A 17,514-nucleotide genomic window follows, 5' to 3' on the forward strand; every position below is an offset into this window, starting at 1 on the left:
CTTTGTCGGGGGAATGCATTCGAAAGGGGGCCTGACCGAGGCCCCCTTTTTGTTTGCCGCGACCTTTGTCGCGCAGCGCTGCCAGGGCCTGTGGCGGGCAGAGCCCCGCACCCGTTCCCTTCCGGCCTGAAAAGCCTTGTCCCGGCGCGGCGGCGGGCCTCAGAGAAGCCCGCCCAGGGCCGCGGCGGCGGCGGCGAGACCCGCACCCAGGGCCATCCAGCCCAGCGGCCGCAGGGGCGAGGGGCGCGGCGGCGGTGCGGCGGGTTCGGTCTGGCGGATCAGCGCGGCCTCGGCGAGCTGCGGCAGCTTGGGCCCGAAGCGCGCCAGCACCTTGGCCGTCACCGCAAGGTCGCGCAGCAGCGCCCTGGGGCCGACATTATCCTTGATGTAGCTCTCGACGACCGGCTGGGCGACCTTCCAGATGTTGATGTGCGGGTCGAGTGAACGCGCCACGCCCTCGACCACCACCATGGTGCGCTGCAGCAGGATCAGCTCGGTCCGGGTCTGCATGCCGAACTGTTCGGTCACCTCGAAGAGGTAGCTCAGTAGCCGCGCCATCGAAATATGCGAGGCATCCATGCCGAAGATCGGCTCGCCCACGGCGCGCAGGGCGCGGGCGAATTCGTCGATGTCGCGGTCGGCGGGGACGTAGCCTGCCTCGAAATGCACCTCGGCCACGCGGCGGTAGTCGCGGCGGATGAAGCCGAAGAGGATCTCGGCATAGACGCGGCGGGTGTATTCGTCGATCCGCCCCATGATGCCGAAATCGTAGCACAGGATATCGCCGCCCGCGCCGACCTTCAGGTTGCCCTGGTGCATGTCGGCGTGGAAATAGCCGTCGCGCAGCGCGTGGTTAAGGAACAGCTGCAGCACCCGCTCGGCCAGGATGCGGCGGTCATGGCCGGCGGCGTCGATCGCGGCGTTGTCGCCCAGCGGCACGCCCTCGACCCAATCCATGGTCATCACCCGCCGGCTGGACAGGAACCAGCGCGTCTGCGGCACGGCGAAACCACCATCGCCGGCGGTGTTGGCGGCGAATTCCGCCGCGGCGGAGCTTTCCAGCCGCAGATCCAGCTCGCCCATCACCACGCCCTCGAAATGGGCGATCACGTCGGTCGGGCGCAGCCGGCGCGAGGCGGGCGAGAGCGCCTCGATGATCGAGGCGGCGAGGTAGAAGGCGTCGATATCGGTGCGGAAGGCCCTCTCGATCTTCGGGCGCAGCACCTTGACCGCCACCAGATCGCCGCTGTCGCGCAACCGCGCCTTGTGCACTTGCGCGATGGAGGCCGCGGCCACCGCGTCGCTGAACTCGCTGAACAGCTCATCCACGGGCAGGTCCAGTTCCTTCTCGATGGAGGCCTTGGCCACCTCGGTCGGGAAGGGGGGCAGCTTGTCCTGCAGCACCCGCAGCTGCACGGCCAGCTCGTCGCCCACCACGTCGGGGCGGGTCGACAGGATCTGGCCGAACTTGATGTAGGCCGGGCCGAGTGCGGTCAGCGCGCGGGTCGCCGGGGGCAGGTCGGGGTCGCCCTTGTAGCCCAGCCACTTGAACGGCCAGCCCATGACGCGAGCCACCAGCCGCAGCGGGGCGGGCGCATTGAAGGCCTCCAGCACCACGCGCATCGCGCCGGTGCGTTCGAAGGTGGCGCCGGTCCGCACCAGCCGCCAGATGTTGTGAGGGCCCCGCATCTACAGCTTCCATCCCGAATGCAGCGCTGCGATTCCCATCGACAGGTTGCGGTATTTCACGTTCTCGAACCCCGCCTCGCGGATCATCCGGGCGAAGGTTTCCTGATCGGGGAACTTGCGGATCGATTCCACCAGATACTGGTAGCTGTCGCGGTCATTGGCGACCAGCTGGCCCATGCGCGGGATCACGTTGAAGGAATAGCGGTCATAGGCCCATTGCATCGCGCGGTTCGGCAGCTGGCTGAATTCCAGCACCATCAGCCGCCCGCCGGGGCGCAGCACGCGGAACGCCTCGGACAGGGCATCCTCGATCCGGGTCACGTTCCGGATGCCGAAGGAGATCGTGTAGACGTCGAAGCTGTTGTCCTTGAAGGGCAGCGCCATCGCATCGCCCACCACCCAGTCGAGGCTGTCCGCCATCTGCGCGGCCTCGGCGCGCTGGCGGCCCTCGACCAGCATCGACTCGGTCATGTCCAGCACCACCGCGGTGGCCCCCGGCGCGCGCTTGAGAAAGCGGAACGAGATGTCGCCGGTCCCGCCCGCCACGTCCAGCAGCCGCTGACCGGGCCGCGGCGCCAGCCAGTCCATCATCGCGTCCTTCCACAGCCGGTGGATGCCCATCGACATCAGGTCGTTCATCACGTCGTATTTCGACGCGACATTGGTGAACACGTCGTGGACGAGGCCGGCCTTCTGGTCCTCCGCCACGGTCTGGAAGCCGAAATGGGTGGTCTTCTCGTCAGTCTCGCTCATGGGGGGCCTTGCCGTTCTGAGATCACACCCTTCTTATAGGGTGCTGGCCAGCCGATACAATGCGGCGGTCTGGAAGGGAAAGAGCCGATGCCCGAATTGCCAGAGGTCGAAACCGTCCGCCGGGGTCTGGCCCCGGTGATGGAGGGCGCGCGGATCGCGCGCGCCGAGGTCAACCGCCCCGATCTGCGCTGGCCGTTTCCCGAACGCATGGCCGAGCGGCTGACCGGCGCGCGGGTGGAGCATCTGGGGCGGCGGTCGAAATACATCCTCGCGGGGCTGGATACCGGCGAGACGCTGCTGATCCATCTGGGCATGTCGGGGCGGATGCTGGTCTCGGGCGATCCGCTGGGGCGGTTCCACCACGACCACCCGGCGCCGCAGAAGCACGACCACGTCGTGCTGCACATGGAGAACGGCGCGCGCGTCACCTTCAACGATGCCCGCCGCTTCGGGGCGATGGACCTGTGCCCGTCCGAGGCGGCGGCCGGTCACGCCTGGCTGGCGCGTCTCGGCCCCGAGCCGCTGGGCAACGCGTTTCACGAGGATTACCTGATCGGGCGCTTCCGCGGCCGGATGAGCCCGGTCAAATCGGCGCTGCTGGATCAGCACGTCGTGGCGGGGCTGGGCAATATCTATGTCTGCGAGGCGCTGCACCGCGCCGGGATCTCGCCCACACGCAAGGCCGGGCGGATCGCGGAGGGCCGGGTGGCCGCGCTGGTGCCGGTGATCCGCGAGGTGCTGACCGAGGCCATCGCGGCGGGCGGGTCGTCGCTGAAGGACTTCCGCCATTCCGATGGTGAACTGGGGTATTTTCAACACAGTTTCCGCGCCTACGGACGCGAGGGCAAATCCTGCCAAACCCCTGGATGTCATGGGAAAATTCGGCGAATCGTGCAATCGGGCCGGTCGAGTTTCTATTGCGCGGAATGCCAAAGATAGCTTGAAAGCCCATCTCAGGCTGCTAAGCCTTCGCTCTTGAACACCAACGAAAGGCTTTGCCGTCATGGCTTACAAGACGCTCATTGTCGAGATCGAAGACCACGTTGCGCTGATCAAGCTCAACCGCCCGGAGGCGCTGAACGCGCTGAACTCGGAGCTTTTGGGGGAGCTGGCCGATGCGCTGGCCCAGGCCGACGCCAATGACAAGGTGCGCTGCATCGTCCTGACCGGATCGGAGAAGGCCTTCGCCGCCGGCGCCGACATCAAGGAGATGAGCGAGAAGAGCTTCGTCGATGTCTTCACCGAGGACCTGTTCACCGGCGACACCGAAACCGTGCTGCGCGTGCGCAAGCCGATCATCGCGGCCGTGTCCGGCTACGCGCTGGGCGGCGGCTGCGAGCTGGCCATGATGTGCGATTTCATCATCGCCGCCGACACCGCCAAGTTCGGCCAGCCCGAGATCAACCTCGGCGTGGTCGCCGGCATCGGCGGCACCCAGCGCCTGACCCGTTTCGTGGGCAAGTCCAAGAGCATGGACATGCATCTGACCGGCCGCTTCATGGATGCCGAGGAGGCCGAGCGCGCCGGGCTGGTCAGCCGCGTGGTGCCCGCCAAGAAGCTGATCGAAGAGGCCATGGCCGCCGCCAACAAGATCGCCGAGAAATCGGCGCTGACCGTGATGGCGGTGAAAGAGGCGGTGAACCGCAGCTACGAGACCACGCTGCGCGAGGGGCTGCTGTTCGAACGCCGCCTGTTCCACGCGCTTTTCGCCACCGAGGACCAGAAGGAGGGCATGTCGGCCTTCCTGGAAAAGCGCGAGGCGCAATTCCGCGACAAATGAGGCCCGCGGCGGGGCCGCGCGTGCATGGGGGGTTCCCTTCGCGCGCGATCTGCCGTATACGCCGCCGTCATACATGCGCGTGAGGCCCGCTCTGGCCAGAATCAGCCGGTTCTGAAAACCCGGTCGGGGCTCATTGCGTTCGCATATTCAACAGACCCGAAGTGGGAACAGAACAATGGCAAATTCGCCCCAGGCTAAGAAGCGCGCCCGCCAGAACGAGCGCCGCTACGCAATCAACAAAGCACGCCGTTCGCGCATCCGCACCTTCCTGCGCAAAGTCGAGGAGGCCATCGCCTCCGGCGACCAGGCCGCGGCGACCGCAGCCCTGCGCCAGGCCCAGCCCGAGCTGATGCGCGGCGTGACCAAAGGCATCCTGCACAAGAACACCGTGGCGCGGAAGATCTCGCGCCTGTCGGCCCGCGTGAAGGCCATGACCGCCTGATCCAGGCCGCTTTGCCGCCGCATTCGGGGCGCGTCCGCAAGGGCGCGCCCTTTTGCATTTTGCGCGAATTCCCGGAATTATTTTGGTGATTTCTGGCGGCCTCCGGATTCGCTCCGACAAAGCCTGAGTCAAGTTCGAAGTTCTGTTGCGCCGGTCCGCTGGGCCACGCTACCGTGGTACCTGCGATTCACATCGTCTTGGGGGGACATGGTGCGAGCAACGCCCCGACCGCAATTCACGGGATCGGTTCCCGGAGTTGGGTCTCGGAAGAGTAGAGGGCGGGCTCAAAGGTAGCGGAGCGGTTTGCGGGGTGGGGCCCTGCGCCGCGTCTGGGACCTTGGCATGTGGTCTGGTCTGCCGGTCGGCAGCCAGATCGCGCAGGCTTCATGTCCATTTAGTCCGCGTCGCGGCGGCGTAACGGTAACGGGTTCGGAGGAAGTCAACCTTTCCGCCGGGCCGTGGGCTGTTGCGTCCTGCCCGATCCAGCTTGGCGCGTGCCTCCGGCACGCGGGGGGAAAGCTGTGCCTGCCTCTGTGCGGGCGGACGGACGGGACACAAGGCGATGCGGCGCGTGCATTGAGTGACCGGGTTCATCCCGGATTGGTGGCGAGTTTTGGGGCAACACCACACAGCGGGCGAAAGAAGAATGACAGAAGAAAGTTGGGGTCGTGTTTGTGAAAACCTGGAAAAAGCCATTGGCCAGAATAACTTTTCGACCTGGATCAAGCCGCTAAGATTTCGGTCGCTGAATGACGGGGTCGCCCGGTTCACCGTGCCGACGAGCTTTGTCGGGAACTGGGTTTCCCGGAATTTCGGCGACGAGATCCTGGCGCATCTGACCCGCGACGGCCACGCCGTGGAGCGTCTGGAATTCAAGGTCGAATCCGCCGCCCCGGTCCGGGCGTCCGCCGCCAGGCCCGCCGCCGCCACGCAGTCCGCCCCCGCGCCGGCCAGCGTGAGCACCGGCAGCGCCGACCTGCCAGGCGCGCCGATCGACGCGCGCTTCACCTTCGACAGTTTCGTCGTCGGCCAACCCAACGAGCTGGCCCATGCGGCCGCCCGCCGCGTGGCCGAGGGCGGGACCGTCACCTTCAACCCGCTGTTCCTCTATGGCGGCGTCGGCCTGGGCAAGACCCACCTGATGCACGCCATCGCCTGGGAGCTGCGCCACCGCGCGCCCGAGCTGCGGGTCGTCTACCTGTCGGCCGAACAATTTATGTACCGCTTCGTGCAGGCGCTGCGCGAACGCGACATGATCGGCTTCAAGGAGCTGTTCCGCTCGGTCGACGTGCTGATGGTCGACGACGTGCAGTTCATCGCCGGCAAGGACAGCACCCAGGATGAGTTCTTCCACACCTTCAACGCGCTGGTGGACCAGAACAAGCAGATCATTATCTCGGCCGACCGTGCCCCGGGTGAGATCAAGGATCTAGAGGAGCGGATCAAGAGCCGCCTGCAATGCGGCCTCGTGGTCGACCTGCACCCCACCGACTACGAGCTGCGCCTCGGCATCCTTCAGCTGAAGGTGGAGCAGTACCGCCAGCAATATCCCGACCTGGTGATCGCGAACGGCGTGCTGGAGTTCCTCGCCCACCGCATCTCGACCAACGTGCGGGTGCTGGAGGGCGCGCTGACCCGGCTCTTCGCCTTCGCCTCGCTGGTGGGGCGCGAGATCACGCTGGACCTGGCCCAGGACTGCCTCGCGGACATCCTGCGCGCCTCCGACCGCAAGGTCACCATCGAGGAGATCCAGCGCAAGGTCAGCGAACATTACAACATGCGCCTGTCCGACATGGTGGGGCCGAAGCGGCACCGCACCATCGCACGGCCGCGGCAGATGGCGATGTACCTGTCCAAACAGCTGACCTCGCGCTCGCTGCCCGAGATCGGCCGGCGTTTCGGCGGGCGCGACCACACCACCGTGATGCATGCCGTCAAGCGCATCGAGGAGCTGCGCTCGGTGGACAACCAGATCGCCGAAGATCTGGAGATGCTGCGCCGCGCGCTGGAGGCGTGAGGCTCCGGGGGCGTCTCCCCTTGACGCCCCCCGCAAACCGTCCGACAGTCCAGAAAATGCTTGAGCCGCGGGGCGAAACGGGTAGTTTCGTCCTCCCGGTATCATGGGGGACGAGGAATGAAGATCAGCATCGAACGCGGCACGCTTCTCAAGGCCGTCGCACAGGCGCAATCGGTGGTCGAGCGGCGCAACACCATCCCGATCCTGGCCAATGTGCTGATCGAGGCCGACGCCAATTCCGTCAGTTTCCGCGCCACCGACCTGGACATCGAGGTGGTGGACAAGACCGTGGCCCAGGTCGAGCGCCCCGGCGCCACGACCGTATCGGCCGTCACCCTGCACGAGATCGTCCGCAAGCTGCCCGACGGCGCGCTTGTGGTGCTGACCGATGACGGCGCCGCCGGCCGGCTGACGGTCGAGGCGGGGCGGTCGAACTTCAGCCTCGCGACCCTGCCGCGCGAGGATTTCCCGGTCATGGCCTCGTCGGAATACGCCTCGAATTTCTCGGCGCCCGCGCCGGTTCTGCGGCGGCTTTTCGACAAGTCGAAATTCGCGATTTCGACCGAGGAGACGCGCTATTACCTGAACGGCGTCTACCTGCATGTGGCCGACAGCGCGGGCGGCCAGGTGCTGCGCTGCGTGGCCACCGACGGCCACCGCCTGGCCCGCATCGACGCCCCCCTGCCCGACGGCGCCGAGACCATGCCCGGCGTGATCGTACCGCGCAAGACCGTGGGCGAGCTGCGCAAGCTGCTTGAGGATGACGACGCGGTGATCGCGGTGTCGGTGTCTGAGACCAAGGTGCGCTTTGCCACGCCCGAGATCACGCTGACCTCGAAGGTGATCGACGGCACCTTCCCCGACTACACCCGCGTCATCCCCACCGGGAACACGCGCAAGCTGGAGGTCGACGCCGCCGAATTCGCCAAGGCGGTGGACCGGGTGGCGACGGTTTCCTCGGAACGTTCGCGCGCGGTGAAACTGTCTCTGAGCGAGGATCGGCTGGTGCTTTCGGTCAACGCGCCCGATGCCGGCGCCGCCGAGGAAGAGCTGGCCGTGGCCTATGGCGACGAGCGGCTGGAGATCGGGTTCAACGCGAAATACCTGCAGGAGATCGCCAGCCAGGTGGACCGCGAGAACGCGGTGTTCCTGTTCAATTCGGCCGGCGATCCGACATTGATGCGCGAAGGCAACGACGAGAGCGCCGTCTATGTCGTGATGCCGATGCGCGTCTGAGCGCGCCTGCGGCGCGAGATTTCTTGCCTCCGGCGGGAGTATTTTCACCAAGAAGAAGGGGGCGGGGATGGGCATCCTGGCCCTGAAGGCGCTGACGCTGTCGCATTTCCGCTCGCATCTGCGGGCGGAGTTGCGTCTGGCGGGCGGGGCGGTCGCGCTTTATGGGCCGAACGGCGCGGGCAAGACCAATATCCTGGAGGCCGTCTCGTTGCTGTCGCCGGGGCGCGGGCTGCGCCGGGCGGGGCCCGACGAGATCGCGCGCCGGCCGCAGGCGCTGGGCTGGAAGGTCAGCGCGGTTCTGCAGAGCCTGCACCAGTTGCATGAGGTCGAGACCTGGGCCGAGCCCGGCGCGTCGCGCTCGGTCGTCATCGACGGCAAGGTGGCGCCGCAGGTGGCGCTGGGCCGGATTGCGCGCATCCTGTGGCTGGTGCCCGCGATGGACCGGCTGTGGATCGAGGCGGCCGAGGGGCGGCGGCGGTTTCTCGACCGGATGGTGCTGAGCTTCGAGCCGGGCCATGCCGAGGCCGTGCTGGCCTATGAAAAGGCGATGCGCGAGCGTAACCGGCTGCTGAAGGAGCAGGTGCGGGACGCGGGATGGTTCGCGGCCCTGGAAGGGCAGATGGCGCAGGCCGGCGCGGCGATCCAGCGCAACCGGCTGGCCGCGCTGGCGCGGGTCGCGGCGGCGCAGGCCGGGGCGGAGACGGCCTTTCCGGTGGCGGATCTGGAGATCTCGGGGCCCGACGGGCCGATCCCGGCGGAGGCGGCGGCGCTGGCCGAGGGCTTTGCCGCCGGGCGCGGGCGGGACATGGCGGCGGGGCGCACGCTGAGCGGGCCGCACCGGGCCGACCTGGAGGCGGTCTTTGCGGCCAAGGGCGTGCCGGCCCGGCAATGTTCGACCGGCGAGCAGAAGGCGCTGCTGATCTCGCTGGTGCTGGCCAATGCCCGCGCTTTGGCGCAGGATTTCGGCGCGCCGCCGATCCTGCTGCTCGACGAGGTGGCCGCGCATCTGGACGCGGACCGGCGCGCCGCGCTTTATGAGGAGATCTGCGCGCTTGGGGCGCAGGCCTTCATGACCGGCACCGGGGCGGAGCTCTTCGAGGGCTTGCAGGGGCGCGCGCAATTCTTTGAGCTGCGCGAGGCGGACAATGCCAGCCAGGTGATCGAAAGGACGCAAGGATGAAGGCCAACCGGATTACCCTGATCACGCTCGGCGTGGCCGACCTGGAGCGGGCGCGGGCCTATTACGAGGCGCTGGGCTGGGTGCCCGAAAGCGCCGAAGGCGCGGTGGCCTTCTACGATCTCGGCGGGCAGAAGCTGGGCCTTTACGACCGCGCCAAGCTGGCGGAGGACCTTGGCCGCGCGCCGGAGGATCTGGGCGCCGGGGCGATGACCCTGGCGCAGAATTTCGCCGCCGAGGCCGAGGTGGATGCCGCCTATGAGGCGGCTCTGGCGGCCGGGGCGGCACCCTGCAAGCGGCCGGAGAAGACGTTCTGGGGCGGCTATTCCGGCACGCTGGCCGATCCCGACGGGCATATCTGGGAATACGCGGTCAACCCGTTCTGGCCGCTGGATGACGAGGGACGGCTGGCATGACCCTGACATTCGGCGAACTGGCGCTCTATGCGGGCGCGCTGCTGGTCCTGTTCCTGACGCCCGGCCCGGTCTGGGTCGCGCTGACCGCGCGGGCGCTGTCGGGCGGGTTTCACGCCGCCTGGCCGCTGGCGCTGGGCGTTGTGATCGGGGATGTGCTGTGGAGCGTTCTGGCGATCCTCGGCATCTCCTGGGTGCTGTCGGTCTATGGCGGATTCCTGGAGGCGCTGCGCTGGGTGGCGAGCGGGATCTTCCTGTTCATGGGGGCGATGATCATCCGCAAGGCGGATCGCAGCATCGGCTCGGACAGCCGGCTGACGCGGCCGGGCATGTGGGCGGGCTTCGTCGCGGGGCTGGCGGTGATCATCGGCAACCCCAAGGCGATCCTGTTCTACATGGGAATGCTGCCGGGCTTCTTCGATCTTTCGGCGCTGGGCTGGCGCGACATCGCGGCGATCGCGGTTCTGTCGGCGGTGGTGCCGCTGACCGGCAACGTGATCATGGCGCTGTTCATCGACCGGGCGCGGCGTCTGCTGACCTCGCCGAAGGCGCTGAGGCGCACCAACCTGACCGCCGGTTTCCTGTTGATCTGCGTGGGGCTGATCATCCCCGTTCTGTGACACCAAATCTTGTGTGTCGGGCGTGACATTCCCCCCAGACTTTCGTATAAAATCACAAAAATACGAAGGAAGGCTCGAATGGCCGAAAACGCGCAGGCACCCGAAGAATACGGCGCCGAATCCATTAAGGTTCTCAAGGGGTTGGAGGCTGTCCGCAAACGCCCCGGCATGTATATCGGCGACACGGACGACGGCAGCGGCCTGCACCACATGGTGTATGAGGTCGTGGACAACGGCATCGACGAGGCGCTGGCCGGTCATGCCGACGCGGTGAACGTCAAGATCCACGCCGATTCCAGCGTGTCGGTCAGTGATAATGGCCGCGGCATTCCGGTGGACCTGCACCCGGAGGAGGGCGTCTCGGCGGCCGAGGTCATCATGACCCAGCTGCATGCGGGCGGGAAATTCGACTCCAACTCCTACAAGGTCTCGGGCGGGCTGCACGGCGTGGGCGTGTCGGTTGTGAACGCTCTGTCGGACTGGCTGGAGCTTCGTATCTGGCGCGGCGGCAAGGAGCATCACGCGCGCTTCGAACGCGGCGAGACGGTCCAGCCTCTCGAGGTGGTGGGCGATGCCGGCGGGCGGCGCGGCACCGAGGTGCGCTTCATGGCCTCTCTCGATACGTTCTCCAATCTCGAATACAGCTTCAAGACGCTGGAGCACCGGCTGCGCGAGCTGGCTTTCCTGAACTCGGGCGTGCGCATCATCCTCGAGGACGAGCGTCCGGCCGAGCCGCTGCGCGCCGAACTGTTCTACGAGGGCGGCGTGCAGGAATTCGTCCGCTACCTCGACCGGCACAAGACGCCCGTGATGAGCGACCCGATCTTCATGACCGGCGAGAAGGACGGCATCGGCGTCGAGGTCGCGATGTGGTGGAACGACAGCTACCACGAGACCGTGTTGCCGTTCACCAACAACATCCCCCAGCGCGATGGCGGCACCCATCTTGCGGGCTTCCGCGGGGCGCTGACCCGGACCATCAACAACTACGCGCAGTCCTCCGGCATCGCGAAGAAGGAGAAGGTGAACTTCACCGGCGATGACGCCCGCGAGGGCCTGACCTGCGTGCTGTCGGTCAAGGTGCCGGACCCGAAGTTCAGCTCGCAGACCAAGGACAAGCTGGTCAGCTCAGAGGTGCGCCCGGCGGTGGAGAGCCTGGTCAACGAAAAGCTGGCCGAGTGGTTCGAGGAACATCCGACCGAGGCCAGGCAAATCGTCGGAAAGATCATCGAGGCGGCGCTGGCGCGCGAGGCGGCGCGCAAGGCGCGCGAGTTGACCCGGCGCAAGACCGCGATGGATGTCGCCAGCCTGCCCGGCAAGCTGGCCGATTGCCAGGAGAAGGACCCGTCGAAATCCGAGATCTTCCTGGTCGAGGGCGACTCGGCCGGCGGCTCGGCCAAGCAGGGCCGGGCGCGGGCGAACCAGGCGGTGCTGCCGCTGCGCGGCAAGATCCTGAACGTGGAGCGCGCGCGCTTCGACCGGATGCTTTCGAGCCAGGAGATCGGCACGCTGATCACGGCGCTGGGCACCGGCATCGGGCGCGACGAGTTCGACATCGGCAAGCTGCGCTACCACAAGATCGTCATCATGACGGACGCCGATGTGGACGGCGCGCATATCCGCACGCTGCTCTTGACCTTCTTCTTCCGGCAGATGCCCGAGATCATCGAGGGCGGCTATCTCTACATCGCGCAGCCGCCGCTCTACAAGGTCGCCCGCGGCAAGTCTGAGGTCTATCTCAAGGACCAGGCCGCGCTGGAGGATTACCTGATCGACATGGGCATCGAGGGCGCGATCCTGCGTCTGGCCACCGGCGAGGATATCGTCGGCCAGGACCTGAAGCGCGTGGTCGAGGAGGCCCGCCAGGTGCGCCGCATCCTGCAGGCCTTCCCCACCCATTACCCGCGCCACATCCTCGAACAGGCCTCGATCGCCGGCGCGTTCGAGCCGGGACGTCTCGATGCCGACCTGCAAGGCACCGCCGACGCGGTGGCCGAGCGGCTGGACATGATCGCGCTGGAATATGAGCGCGGCTGGAAGGGCCGCCCGACCCAGGACCACGGCATCCGCCTCAGCCGCCTGCTGCGCGGCGTCGAAGAGGTCCGCACGCTGGACGGGCCCGTCCTGCGCTCGGGCGAGGCGCGCAAGCTGGGCCAGCTGACCGAGGGCGTGGAGGAAATCTACGGCAAACCCGCCAAGCTGGTGCGCAAGGACCGCGAGACGCCGATCTACGGCCCCTCGGACCTGCTGGACGCGATCCTGGCCGAGGGCGAGAAGGGGCTGACCCTGCAGCGCTACAAGGGTCTGGGCGAGATGAACCCCGACCAGCTGTGGGAAACCACGCTCGACCCGGAGGCGCGCACCCTGCTGCAGGTCAAGGTCGCCGATCTGGCCGAGGCCGACGACCTGTTCACCAAGCTGATGGGCGACGTGGTGGAACCGCGCCGCGAATTCATCCAGCAGAACGCGCTGAGCGTCGAGAATCTGGATTTTTGAGCGCTTTTCCGGCCGCGCGCGGTCCTGCGCGCGGCCCTTGTGATGTCGCGGGCGCGGGGGGCTGCGCTCAGCGCGCCCAGCAGTCGGCCGGCAGGCGGTGGAAATACCAGGTCTTGCCGCGATGCGCGCCGCGTTCCGGGCTGACCGCGGCCAGCGGCGCCCTTCCGGCGGCGCAGGCCGGGGCGGTGTCGGACTTGTCGACGAACAGCACATCGCCCGGCAGATCGGCTGGCAGCGGGTATTTCAGCGCGTAGTGATGCGGTGCGCGGCCCTGCGGCGGCAGCGCGAAGAAGCGCAGCCCGCTGTCGCGCCCGGTATAGAACAGGTCGGCCAGCAGATCCCGGTTCCCGGTCACGATCGCGTTCAGCCCCTCGGTCCGCGCGGCGTCGATGATCGCGCGGCTCATCTCGGCCTGGCCGACATGGCGCGCGGCGATCAGGCGATCCTTGGGCCCGTAGCTCAGGCTGTCGGCAAAGACGCCGAGCAGCGGCAGCGCCAGCGCCACCGCCCCGTTGAGCGCGAAGGAGGCCGCCCGCCAGCGGCCCGTCAGCCAGGGCAGCACCGCAACGCTGCCCGCCAGATAGGCCGCCGCCGCCCAATTGGCATAGGCCTTGGACAGCAGCGCCTGCACGCAGACCACGGCAATGACCGGCAGCGCGAAGAGCAGCAGGAACTGGCGCGCTGACCCGGCCTGCCGCGCCCGCAGCGCCAGCCAGATCAGCCCGCCGAACAGCACCGGGCCGAACACCGCGAACTGCGCGCCCAGAAACTCGGCCAGTCGGCCGAAATGCAGCCCGGCCCGCGCGCCTGGATCCCGCACCCAGTCAGCATTGTCGAGCGTGTGCGCAAGCGTGGTGAAGCCGTGCTGCATGTTCCACAGGATGTTGGGCGAGATCACGAGCCCGAACAGCGCCAGAACGACCAGCGCGTCGGCGACCCGCGGGCGCGCGGCGGGCAGTGCCACGGCAGCCAGCGGCGCGCAGATCAGGTAGTAGATCGCGGCGTATTTCGACAGGAAGGCGAGCCCGAGCGCGACCCCCGTCAGCGCGGCCGTGACCGCGCCGCCGCGCTCCAGCAGATGCAGATAGCCCAGCAGCGCCGCCGCGAGGAAGGGGAACATGATGGTGTCGGTCGAAATCAGGATCGAGGCCAGTGCCACCATCGGCAGCGTGGCATAGCCCGCCGCCACCACCACCGCCGCCCGCGCCCCGAACAGCCGCGCGGCGGCGGCCCCCAGGATCAGCGCGGTCGCGCCGTGGAACAGCGGTGCCGGCAGCCGCACCCAAAAGGGCGCGTCGCTGCCCGCGAGATCGGTGACCGCGCGGATCACCCAGCCGATCATCGGCGGCTTGGAATAATAGCCCAGCGCCAGCTCCTGGCCCCAGAGCCAGTATTGCGCCTCGTCCACGAACAGGTCCATGCGGTTGAACCAAAGCAGCACCAGCCGCGCTGCGGTGATCGCGCCGACCAGCGCCAGCGCCGGCATCAGCCAGAGGTGGTGCTCAGGATTGGCGTTTTTCGGCATGGATCAGCCAAAGGTTCCGCAGATAGATGAACAGGCCCATCGACTGGCCGAGGATGAACACCGGATCCTTGCGGTAGACGGCGTAGGAAAACAGGACCAGCCCCCCGCCGACCGAGAAATACCAGAACGCCAGCGGCACGACGGAACGGCCCGCGCGCTCGGACGCGATCCACTGGACGAGGAAGCGCGCGGTAAACAGCAGCTGCCCGCCCAACCCGATGGCGACCCACCAGAACTCGGTCCAGGAGTTGACATGCAGCCAGGCGAAGAAGGTCTCAACCATCGCGGCGCTCCACCTCCACCGGCTGGGCGGTCTTGCGCCGCAGGATCAGCCACGAGACCCCTATCAGGTCGTGGATACCCACCAGCGCGCGCTGAAGGTTGTTGTATTTCGACTGCCCCGCGTGGCGTTCCCGGTGGCTGACATCGACCAGCGCGACCTCCCAGCCGTCGCGCTTGAACAGCGCGGGCAGGTAGCGGTGCATGTGGTTGAAATAGGGCAGCCGAAGGAAGGCGTCGCGGCGGAACCCCTTCAGCCCGCAGCCGGTGTCGCGCGTGCCGTCCCGCAGGATGCGCGCGCGCAGCGCGTTGGCGAAGCGCGAGGCGAGTCTCTTGGACAGCGTGTCCTGCCGGCCCACCCGCTGGCCCGCCACCAGCCCCAGCCGGCCGGTCGCGTCCCGCAGCAGCGGCGCGAACAGCTTGGGCAGTTCTGCGGGCGGGTTCTGGCCGTCGCCGTCCAGCGTGCAAACGATATCGCCCTTCGCCGCCAGCACGCCGCTGTGCACGCCCGCGCTTTGGCCCGCCGATTGCGGATGCTGTAGCAGGCGCAGGGTGGGGTGGTCGGCCATCGCGTCGCGCACGCGCGCGGCGGTGTCGTCGGTGGAGCCGTCGTCGACGACGATGATCTCGTAATCCTGCCCCGCGCAGGCCGCGGCGATCTCGCCCAGCAGCATCGCCACGTTCTCGGATTCGTTCTTCATCGGAATAACGATCGAGATGTCTGTCATGGGGGGCCTCATGCGGTGCCGCCCGGGGGGCGATCTCGAGCCGGGTTAAACACGAAAGGCCCCTTGTTGTCCACTGGCCCGCTCAGCGCCGGCGCAGCGTGTCACCGTAGCTGAGCTTGGGGGTCAGCTCGATCCGCGCGCCAAGTTCAGGCAGGCCCTTCTCGCTGCATTCCAGGATTATCTCGGCGGCCTTCTGGCCGATCTCGCGGCGGCAGGCGTCCATCGTGGCCAGCTGGCGCGGCAGCCCGTCCAGCAGTTCGATCCCGTTGAAGCCGGCCAGCCCCATCTGGCCGGGAATGTCGATCCCCTGCTCCAGGCAGTAGAGCAACCCGCCCGCCGCGATCATATCATTGGAATAATACAGAAAATCCAGGTCCGGCGTGCGTTCCAGCATGGCCTGGGTCAGCTCCCGCCCCTTCACCAGGCCCGAGCCGCCGGAGTAGAACTCCTGGTCCACCACCTCCAGCCCGGCCTTGGCCAGCGCCGCGGTGAAGCCCTCGAACCGCTTCCGCGCCCGGTGGTCGAGCGGCATCTTGGTGCCCATGAAGCCGATCCGGCGATAGCCCTCGGCGGCGATGGCGCGGGCCATCTCGCCACCCGCGCGCCGGTGCGAGATGCCGACCACCGAATCGACCGGCTCGCCATCGACGTCCATGATCTCGACGATCGGGATGCCGGCATTGCGCAGCATCGCGCCGGCGGCCTCGCCATGTTCCAGCCCCGCGATGATCACGCCCGAGGGCCGCCAGGACAGCATCTCATACAGGACCGCCTCTTCGCGCTCGGGCCTGTAGTGGGTGACGCCCACCACCGGCTGCAGCGGCGAATCCTCCAGCACCTCGGAAATGCCGGTCATCACCTCGGGAAAGACCATGTTCGACAGCGAGGGAATGATCACCGCCACCAGGTTCACCCGCTGCGAGGCGAGCGCGCCCGCGATCTTGTTCGGCACATAGCCCAGTGCCTTGGCCGCCGCGAGAACCCGCGCGCGGGTGGCCTCCGACACGTCGCCCCGGTTGCGCAGCACCCGGCTGACCGTCATCTCGCTGACGCCCGAGGCCTCGGACACGTCGCGGAGCGTGAGCGGGCGGCGGGCGCGGGAAGAGGGCTTTGAGGTCAATGGGAAACCTTCCGAAAGCAGGATCTGCGGATTAGTTAGCGGCAAAGCGCGCGTGAATACAAGGCGGCGCACAAGATGCGTTCCGGCTTGAAACCCGGAAGATTTCCCGCGAGAAAGGACCGGCGTGGCCCCGTGGCTCAACTGGATAGAGCAGCCCCCTCCTAAGGGGCAGGTTACAGGTTCGAATCCTGTCGGGGTCACCAGCGCAAAATCACCGAGAGGATTTTCCCGAGAGTTTTCCGGAAAAACCCCTGGCCCGGCGCTAGGTCATCCGGATCACGCCCTTGTCGATGGCCAGCATGTAGCCCTTGCGGCTGATGTTCTTGATCAGCAGCTCGCTGACGATCTGGTTGCCCAGCGCGTCGCGCAGACGCTTGATCCGCGTCGCCCCGGCCGCCTCATCGCAGTCGGTGGCGGGCTTGCCCGAGATCATCGCCTCGATCTCCACGCCCGAGAGCACGTCGTCGTCCATCCGCGCCTCGGCCAGCACCGACAGGGTCTCGATCGCGGCCGGCGTCAGCTTGAACGCCATGTCGTTCAGGGCCACCGTGTTCTCCGCGCGGCTGATCGTCAGCGAGCGCACCTGGATGCCCGCGCGCTCGATCTCGCTCATCCGGCGGTTCAGTGCGATGATGGTGACGAGGAACACCAGCGCCGCCACCAGCAGCGCGGTCGAGAACACCAGCAGGACGAAGATCACCATCCGGTAGGAGGTCAGCACGTCGGAGAAGCTGGTGCCGGACTGGGCCAGGATCTCCAGCAGCTTGATCTCGGCATTCGAGGTCAGGCCGTCGTTCTCGACGAAGATCCGCTCGACCCGCGCGTTGAAGGCGTTGGCGTCGGGCAGGTTGAGGAACAGCAGCACCGCGGCCGCCAGCAGGATCCCGACGATGGCGACGATCCCGATGGCGACCACGCGGCGCCCATCAATAGCGGAGGTAGAACTGTCCGGCACTCTGCTTCCTTTCGTCCAGCCCGTCCGCGCCGAAGATCGACATGACGTTCAGCAATTGCCAGCCGTCGCGCCCGATGCGCTTGTCGATGACCTTGGCGGCGTCGTCGCGGCTGCCGCAGGCGCTGTCGGGCAGTTCGATCACGCCATAATGCAGGCGGAGGGGATTGTCCTGCTTGGCCTTGTAATCGGCATAGCAGGCGGCGGAGGCCGGCAGCGCCGCAAAGAGCGCCACTACGAAGCCGAGCGGTATGAGAATGCGGTGTTTCATGGATCACAGGATGGGC

17 protein-coding genes and 1 tRNA gene are annotated in these 17,514 nt (G+C 67.3%); 10 read left to right on the forward strand and 8 right to left on the reverse strand.

What is annotated here, in order from left to right:
- Positions 1-159: 159 nt before the first annotated feature.
- Together ubiB and ubiE are read right to left on the reverse strand one after the other, a co-directional pair.
- Positions 160-1,689 carry a 2-polyprenylphenol 6-hydroxylase gene (gene ubiB / locus KCI33_RS01400; RefSeq protein ID WP_212522954.1) on the reverse strand — a complete coding sequence of 510 codons (1,530 nt, stop codon included), beginning with the start codon at positions 1,687-1,689 and terminating at the stop codon, positions 160-162.
- A complete protein-coding gene (ubiE, locus tag KCI33_RS01405) occupies positions 1,690-2,442 on the reverse strand; it encodes a bifunctional demethylmenaquinone methyltransferase/2-methoxy-6-polyprenyl-1,4-benzoquinol methylase UbiE (protein WP_212522955.1) in 753 nt (250 codons plus the stop codon).
- Positions 2,443-2,529: 87 nt separating this feature from the next.
- Here ubiE and mutM point away from each other — a divergent pair, with 87 nt between their 5' ends.
- The 9 genes from mutM to gyrB all read left to right on the forward strand — a co-directional run bounded on the left by mutM (position 2,530) and on the right by gyrB (position 12,623).
- Positions 2,530-3,381: a bifunctional DNA-formamidopyrimidine glycosylase/DNA-(apurinic or apyrimidinic site) lyase gene (gene mutM, locus KCI33_RS01410; protein ID WP_212522956.1), complete on the forward strand. Its 852-nt coding sequence runs from the start codon at positions 2,530-2,532 to the stop codon at positions 3,379-3,381.
- Between the two features lie 64 nt (positions 3,382-3,445).
- Positions 3,446-4,222, forward strand: a complete 777-nt coding sequence (locus KCI33_RS01415; RefSeq protein WP_212522957.1) for an enoyl-CoA hydratase — start codon at positions 3,446-3,448, stop codon at positions 4,220-4,222.
- A gap of 175 nt (positions 4,223-4,397) precedes the next feature.
- Positions 4,398-4,664 (forward strand): 30S ribosomal protein S20, encoded by a 267-nt coding sequence (gene rpsT / locus KCI33_RS01420; RefSeq protein WP_212522958.1) that lies wholly within the window; start codon positions 4,398-4,400, stop codon positions 4,662-4,664.
- A 646-nt stretch (positions 4,665-5,310) separates the two neighbouring features.
- Positions 5,311-6,681 carry a chromosomal replication initiator protein DnaA gene (gene dnaA, locus KCI33_RS01425; RefSeq protein WP_212522959.1) on the forward strand — a complete coding sequence of 457 codons (1,371 nt, stop codon included), beginning with the start codon at positions 5,311-5,313 and terminating at the stop codon, positions 6,679-6,681.
- Positions 6,682-6,798: 117 nt separating this feature from the next.
- A complete protein-coding gene (gene dnaN / locus KCI33_RS01430; protein ID WP_212522960.1) occupies positions 6,799-7,917 on the forward strand; it encodes a DNA polymerase III subunit beta in 1,119 nt (372 codons plus the stop codon).
- Between the two features lie 67 nt (positions 7,918-7,984).
- The gene (recF, locus tag KCI33_RS01435) at positions 7,985-9,097 is read left to right on the forward strand and encodes a DNA replication/repair protein RecF (RefSeq protein ID WP_212522961.1); all 1,113 of its coding nucleotides are present in this window, start codon (positions 7,985-7,987) and stop codon (positions 9,095-9,097) included.
- Positions 9,094-9,510: a VOC family protein gene (locus KCI33_RS01440; RefSeq protein WP_212522962.1), complete on the forward strand. Its 417-nt coding sequence runs from the start codon at positions 9,094-9,096 to the stop codon at positions 9,508-9,510. The genes recF and KCI33_RS01440 overlap by 4 nt, the downstream gene beginning before the upstream one ends.
- Complete coding sequence (locus tag KCI33_RS01445) at positions 9,507-10,127, forward strand: LysE family translocator (RefSeq protein WP_212522963.1); 621 nt, start codon at positions 9,507-9,509, stop codon at positions 10,125-10,127. The genes KCI33_RS01440 and KCI33_RS01445 overlap by 4 nt, the downstream gene beginning before the upstream one ends.
- Before the next feature lie 78 nt (positions 10,128-10,205).
- Positions 10,206-12,623 (forward strand): DNA topoisomerase (ATP-hydrolyzing) subunit B, encoded by a 2,418-nt coding sequence (gene gyrB / locus KCI33_RS01450; RefSeq protein WP_212522964.1) that lies wholly within the window; start codon positions 10,206-10,208, stop codon positions 12,621-12,623.
- Positions 12,624-12,690: 67 nt separating this feature from the next.
- Here gyrB and KCI33_RS01455 read toward each other — a convergent pair whose 3' ends face one another.
- The 4 genes from KCI33_RS01455 to KCI33_RS01470 all read right to left on the reverse strand — a co-directional run bounded on the left by KCI33_RS01455 (position 12,691) and on the right by KCI33_RS01470 (position 16,275).
- Positions 12,691-14,148, reverse strand: coding sequence for a glycosyltransferase family 39 protein (locus tag KCI33_RS01455; RefSeq protein WP_212522965.1), 1,458 nt, complete (start codon positions 14,146-14,148; stop codon positions 12,691-12,693).
- Entirely contained in the window at positions 14,126-14,431 is a 306-nt protein-coding gene (locus KCI33_RS01460) for a lipid-A-disaccharide synthase N-terminal domain-containing protein (protein ID WP_212522966.1), read from the reverse strand. The genes KCI33_RS01455 and KCI33_RS01460 overlap by 23 nt, the downstream gene beginning before the upstream one ends.
- Positions 14,424-15,155, reverse strand: coding sequence for a glycosyltransferase family 2 protein (locus KCI33_RS01465; protein WP_212522967.1), 732 nt, complete (start codon positions 15,153-15,155; stop codon positions 14,424-14,426). The genes KCI33_RS01460 and KCI33_RS01465 overlap by 8 nt, the downstream gene beginning before the upstream one ends.
- Positions 15,156-15,237: 82 nt before the next feature.
- The gene (locus KCI33_RS01470; RefSeq protein WP_212522968.1) at positions 15,238-16,275 is read right to left on the reverse strand and encodes a LacI family DNA-binding transcriptional regulator; all 1,038 of its coding nucleotides are present in this window, start codon (positions 16,273-16,275) and stop codon (positions 15,238-15,240) included.
- A gap of 126 nt (positions 16,276-16,401) precedes the next feature.
- Here KCI33_RS01470 and KCI33_RS01475 point away from each other — a divergent pair.
- Positions 16,402-16,478: transfer RNA gene (locus KCI33_RS01475), tRNA-Arg, on the forward strand.
- Positions 16,479-16,537: 59 nt separating this feature from the next.
- On the opposite strand, the gene KCI33_RS01480 is transcribed toward KCI33_RS01475, so the two are convergent.
- Both KCI33_RS01480 and KCI33_RS01485 read right to left on the reverse strand, forming a co-directional pair.
- Positions 16,538-17,230, reverse strand: coding sequence for a hypothetical protein (locus tag KCI33_RS01480; RefSeq protein ID WP_212522969.1), 693 nt, complete (start codon positions 17,228-17,230; stop codon positions 16,538-16,540).
- Complete coding sequence (locus KCI33_RS01485; protein ID WP_212522970.1) at positions 17,202-17,498, reverse strand: hypothetical protein; 297 nt, start codon at positions 17,496-17,498, stop codon at positions 17,202-17,204. Before KCI33_RS01485 ends, KCI33_RS01480 begins: the two co-directional genes overlap by 29 nt.
- Positions 17,499-17,514: the final 16 nt, after the last annotated feature.

This window comes from Actibacterium sp. MT2.3-13A (genome assembly GCF_018139985.1).
Lineage (GTDB): Bacteria > Pseudomonadota > Alphaproteobacteria > Rhodobacterales > Rhodobacteraceae > JAGSOU01.

Excerpts from the sequence above, each read along its gene's own strand:
- ubiB (WP_212522954.1), bottom strand. The coding sequence starts at position 1,689 with ATGCGGGGCCCTCACAACATCTGGCGGCTGGTGCGGACCGGCGCCACC.
- KCI33_RS01455 (WP_212522965.1), bottom strand. The coding sequence starts at position 14,148 with ATGCCGAAAAACGCCAATCCTGAGCACCACCTCTGGCTGATGCCGGCG.
- ubiE (WP_212522955.1), bottom strand. The coding sequence starts at position 2,442 with ATGAGCGAGACTGACGAGAAGACCACCCATTTCGGCTTCCAGACCGTG.
- dnaA (WP_212522959.1), top strand. The coding sequence starts at position 5,311 with ATGACAGAAGAAAGTTGGGGTCGTGTTTGTGAAAACCTGGAAAAAGCC.
- recF (WP_212522961.1), top strand. The coding sequence starts at position 7,985 with ATGGGCATCCTGGCCCTGAAGGCGCTGACGCTGTCGCATTTCCGCTCG.
- rpsT (WP_212522958.1), top strand. The coding sequence starts at position 4,398 with ATGGCAAATTCGCCCCAGGCTAAGAAGCGCGCCCGCCAGAACGAGCGC.
- KCI33_RS01415 (WP_212522957.1), top strand. The coding sequence starts at position 3,446 with ATGGCTTACAAGACGCTCATTGTCGAGATCGAAGACCACGTTGCGCTG.
- dnaN (WP_212522960.1), top strand. The coding sequence starts at position 6,799 with ATGAAGATCAGCATCGAACGCGGCACGCTTCTCAAGGCCGTCGCACAG.
- KCI33_RS01440 (WP_212522962.1), top strand. The coding sequence starts at position 9,094 with ATGAAGGCCAACCGGATTACCCTGATCACGCTCGGCGTGGCCGACCTG.
- mutM (WP_212522956.1), top strand. The coding sequence starts at position 2,530 with ATGCCCGAATTGCCAGAGGTCGAAACCGTCCGCCGGGGTCTGGCCCCG.
- gyrB (WP_212522964.1), top strand. The coding sequence starts at position 10,206 with ATGGCCGAAAACGCGCAGGCACCCGAAGAATACGGCGCCGAATCCATT.
- KCI33_RS01460 (WP_212522966.1), bottom strand. The coding sequence starts at position 14,431 with ATGGTTGAGACCTTCTTCGCCTGGCTGCATGTCAACTCCTGGACCGAG.
- KCI33_RS01465 (WP_212522967.1), bottom strand. The coding sequence starts at position 15,155 with ATGACAGACATCTCGATCGTTATTCCGATGAAGAACGAATCCGAGAAC.
- KCI33_RS01445 (WP_212522963.1), top strand. The coding sequence starts at position 9,507 with ATGACCCTGACATTCGGCGAACTGGCGCTCTATGCGGGCGCGCTGCTG.
- KCI33_RS01485 (WP_212522970.1), bottom strand. The coding sequence starts at position 17,498 with ATGAAACACCGCATTCTCATACCGCTCGGCTTCGTAGTGGCGCTCTTT.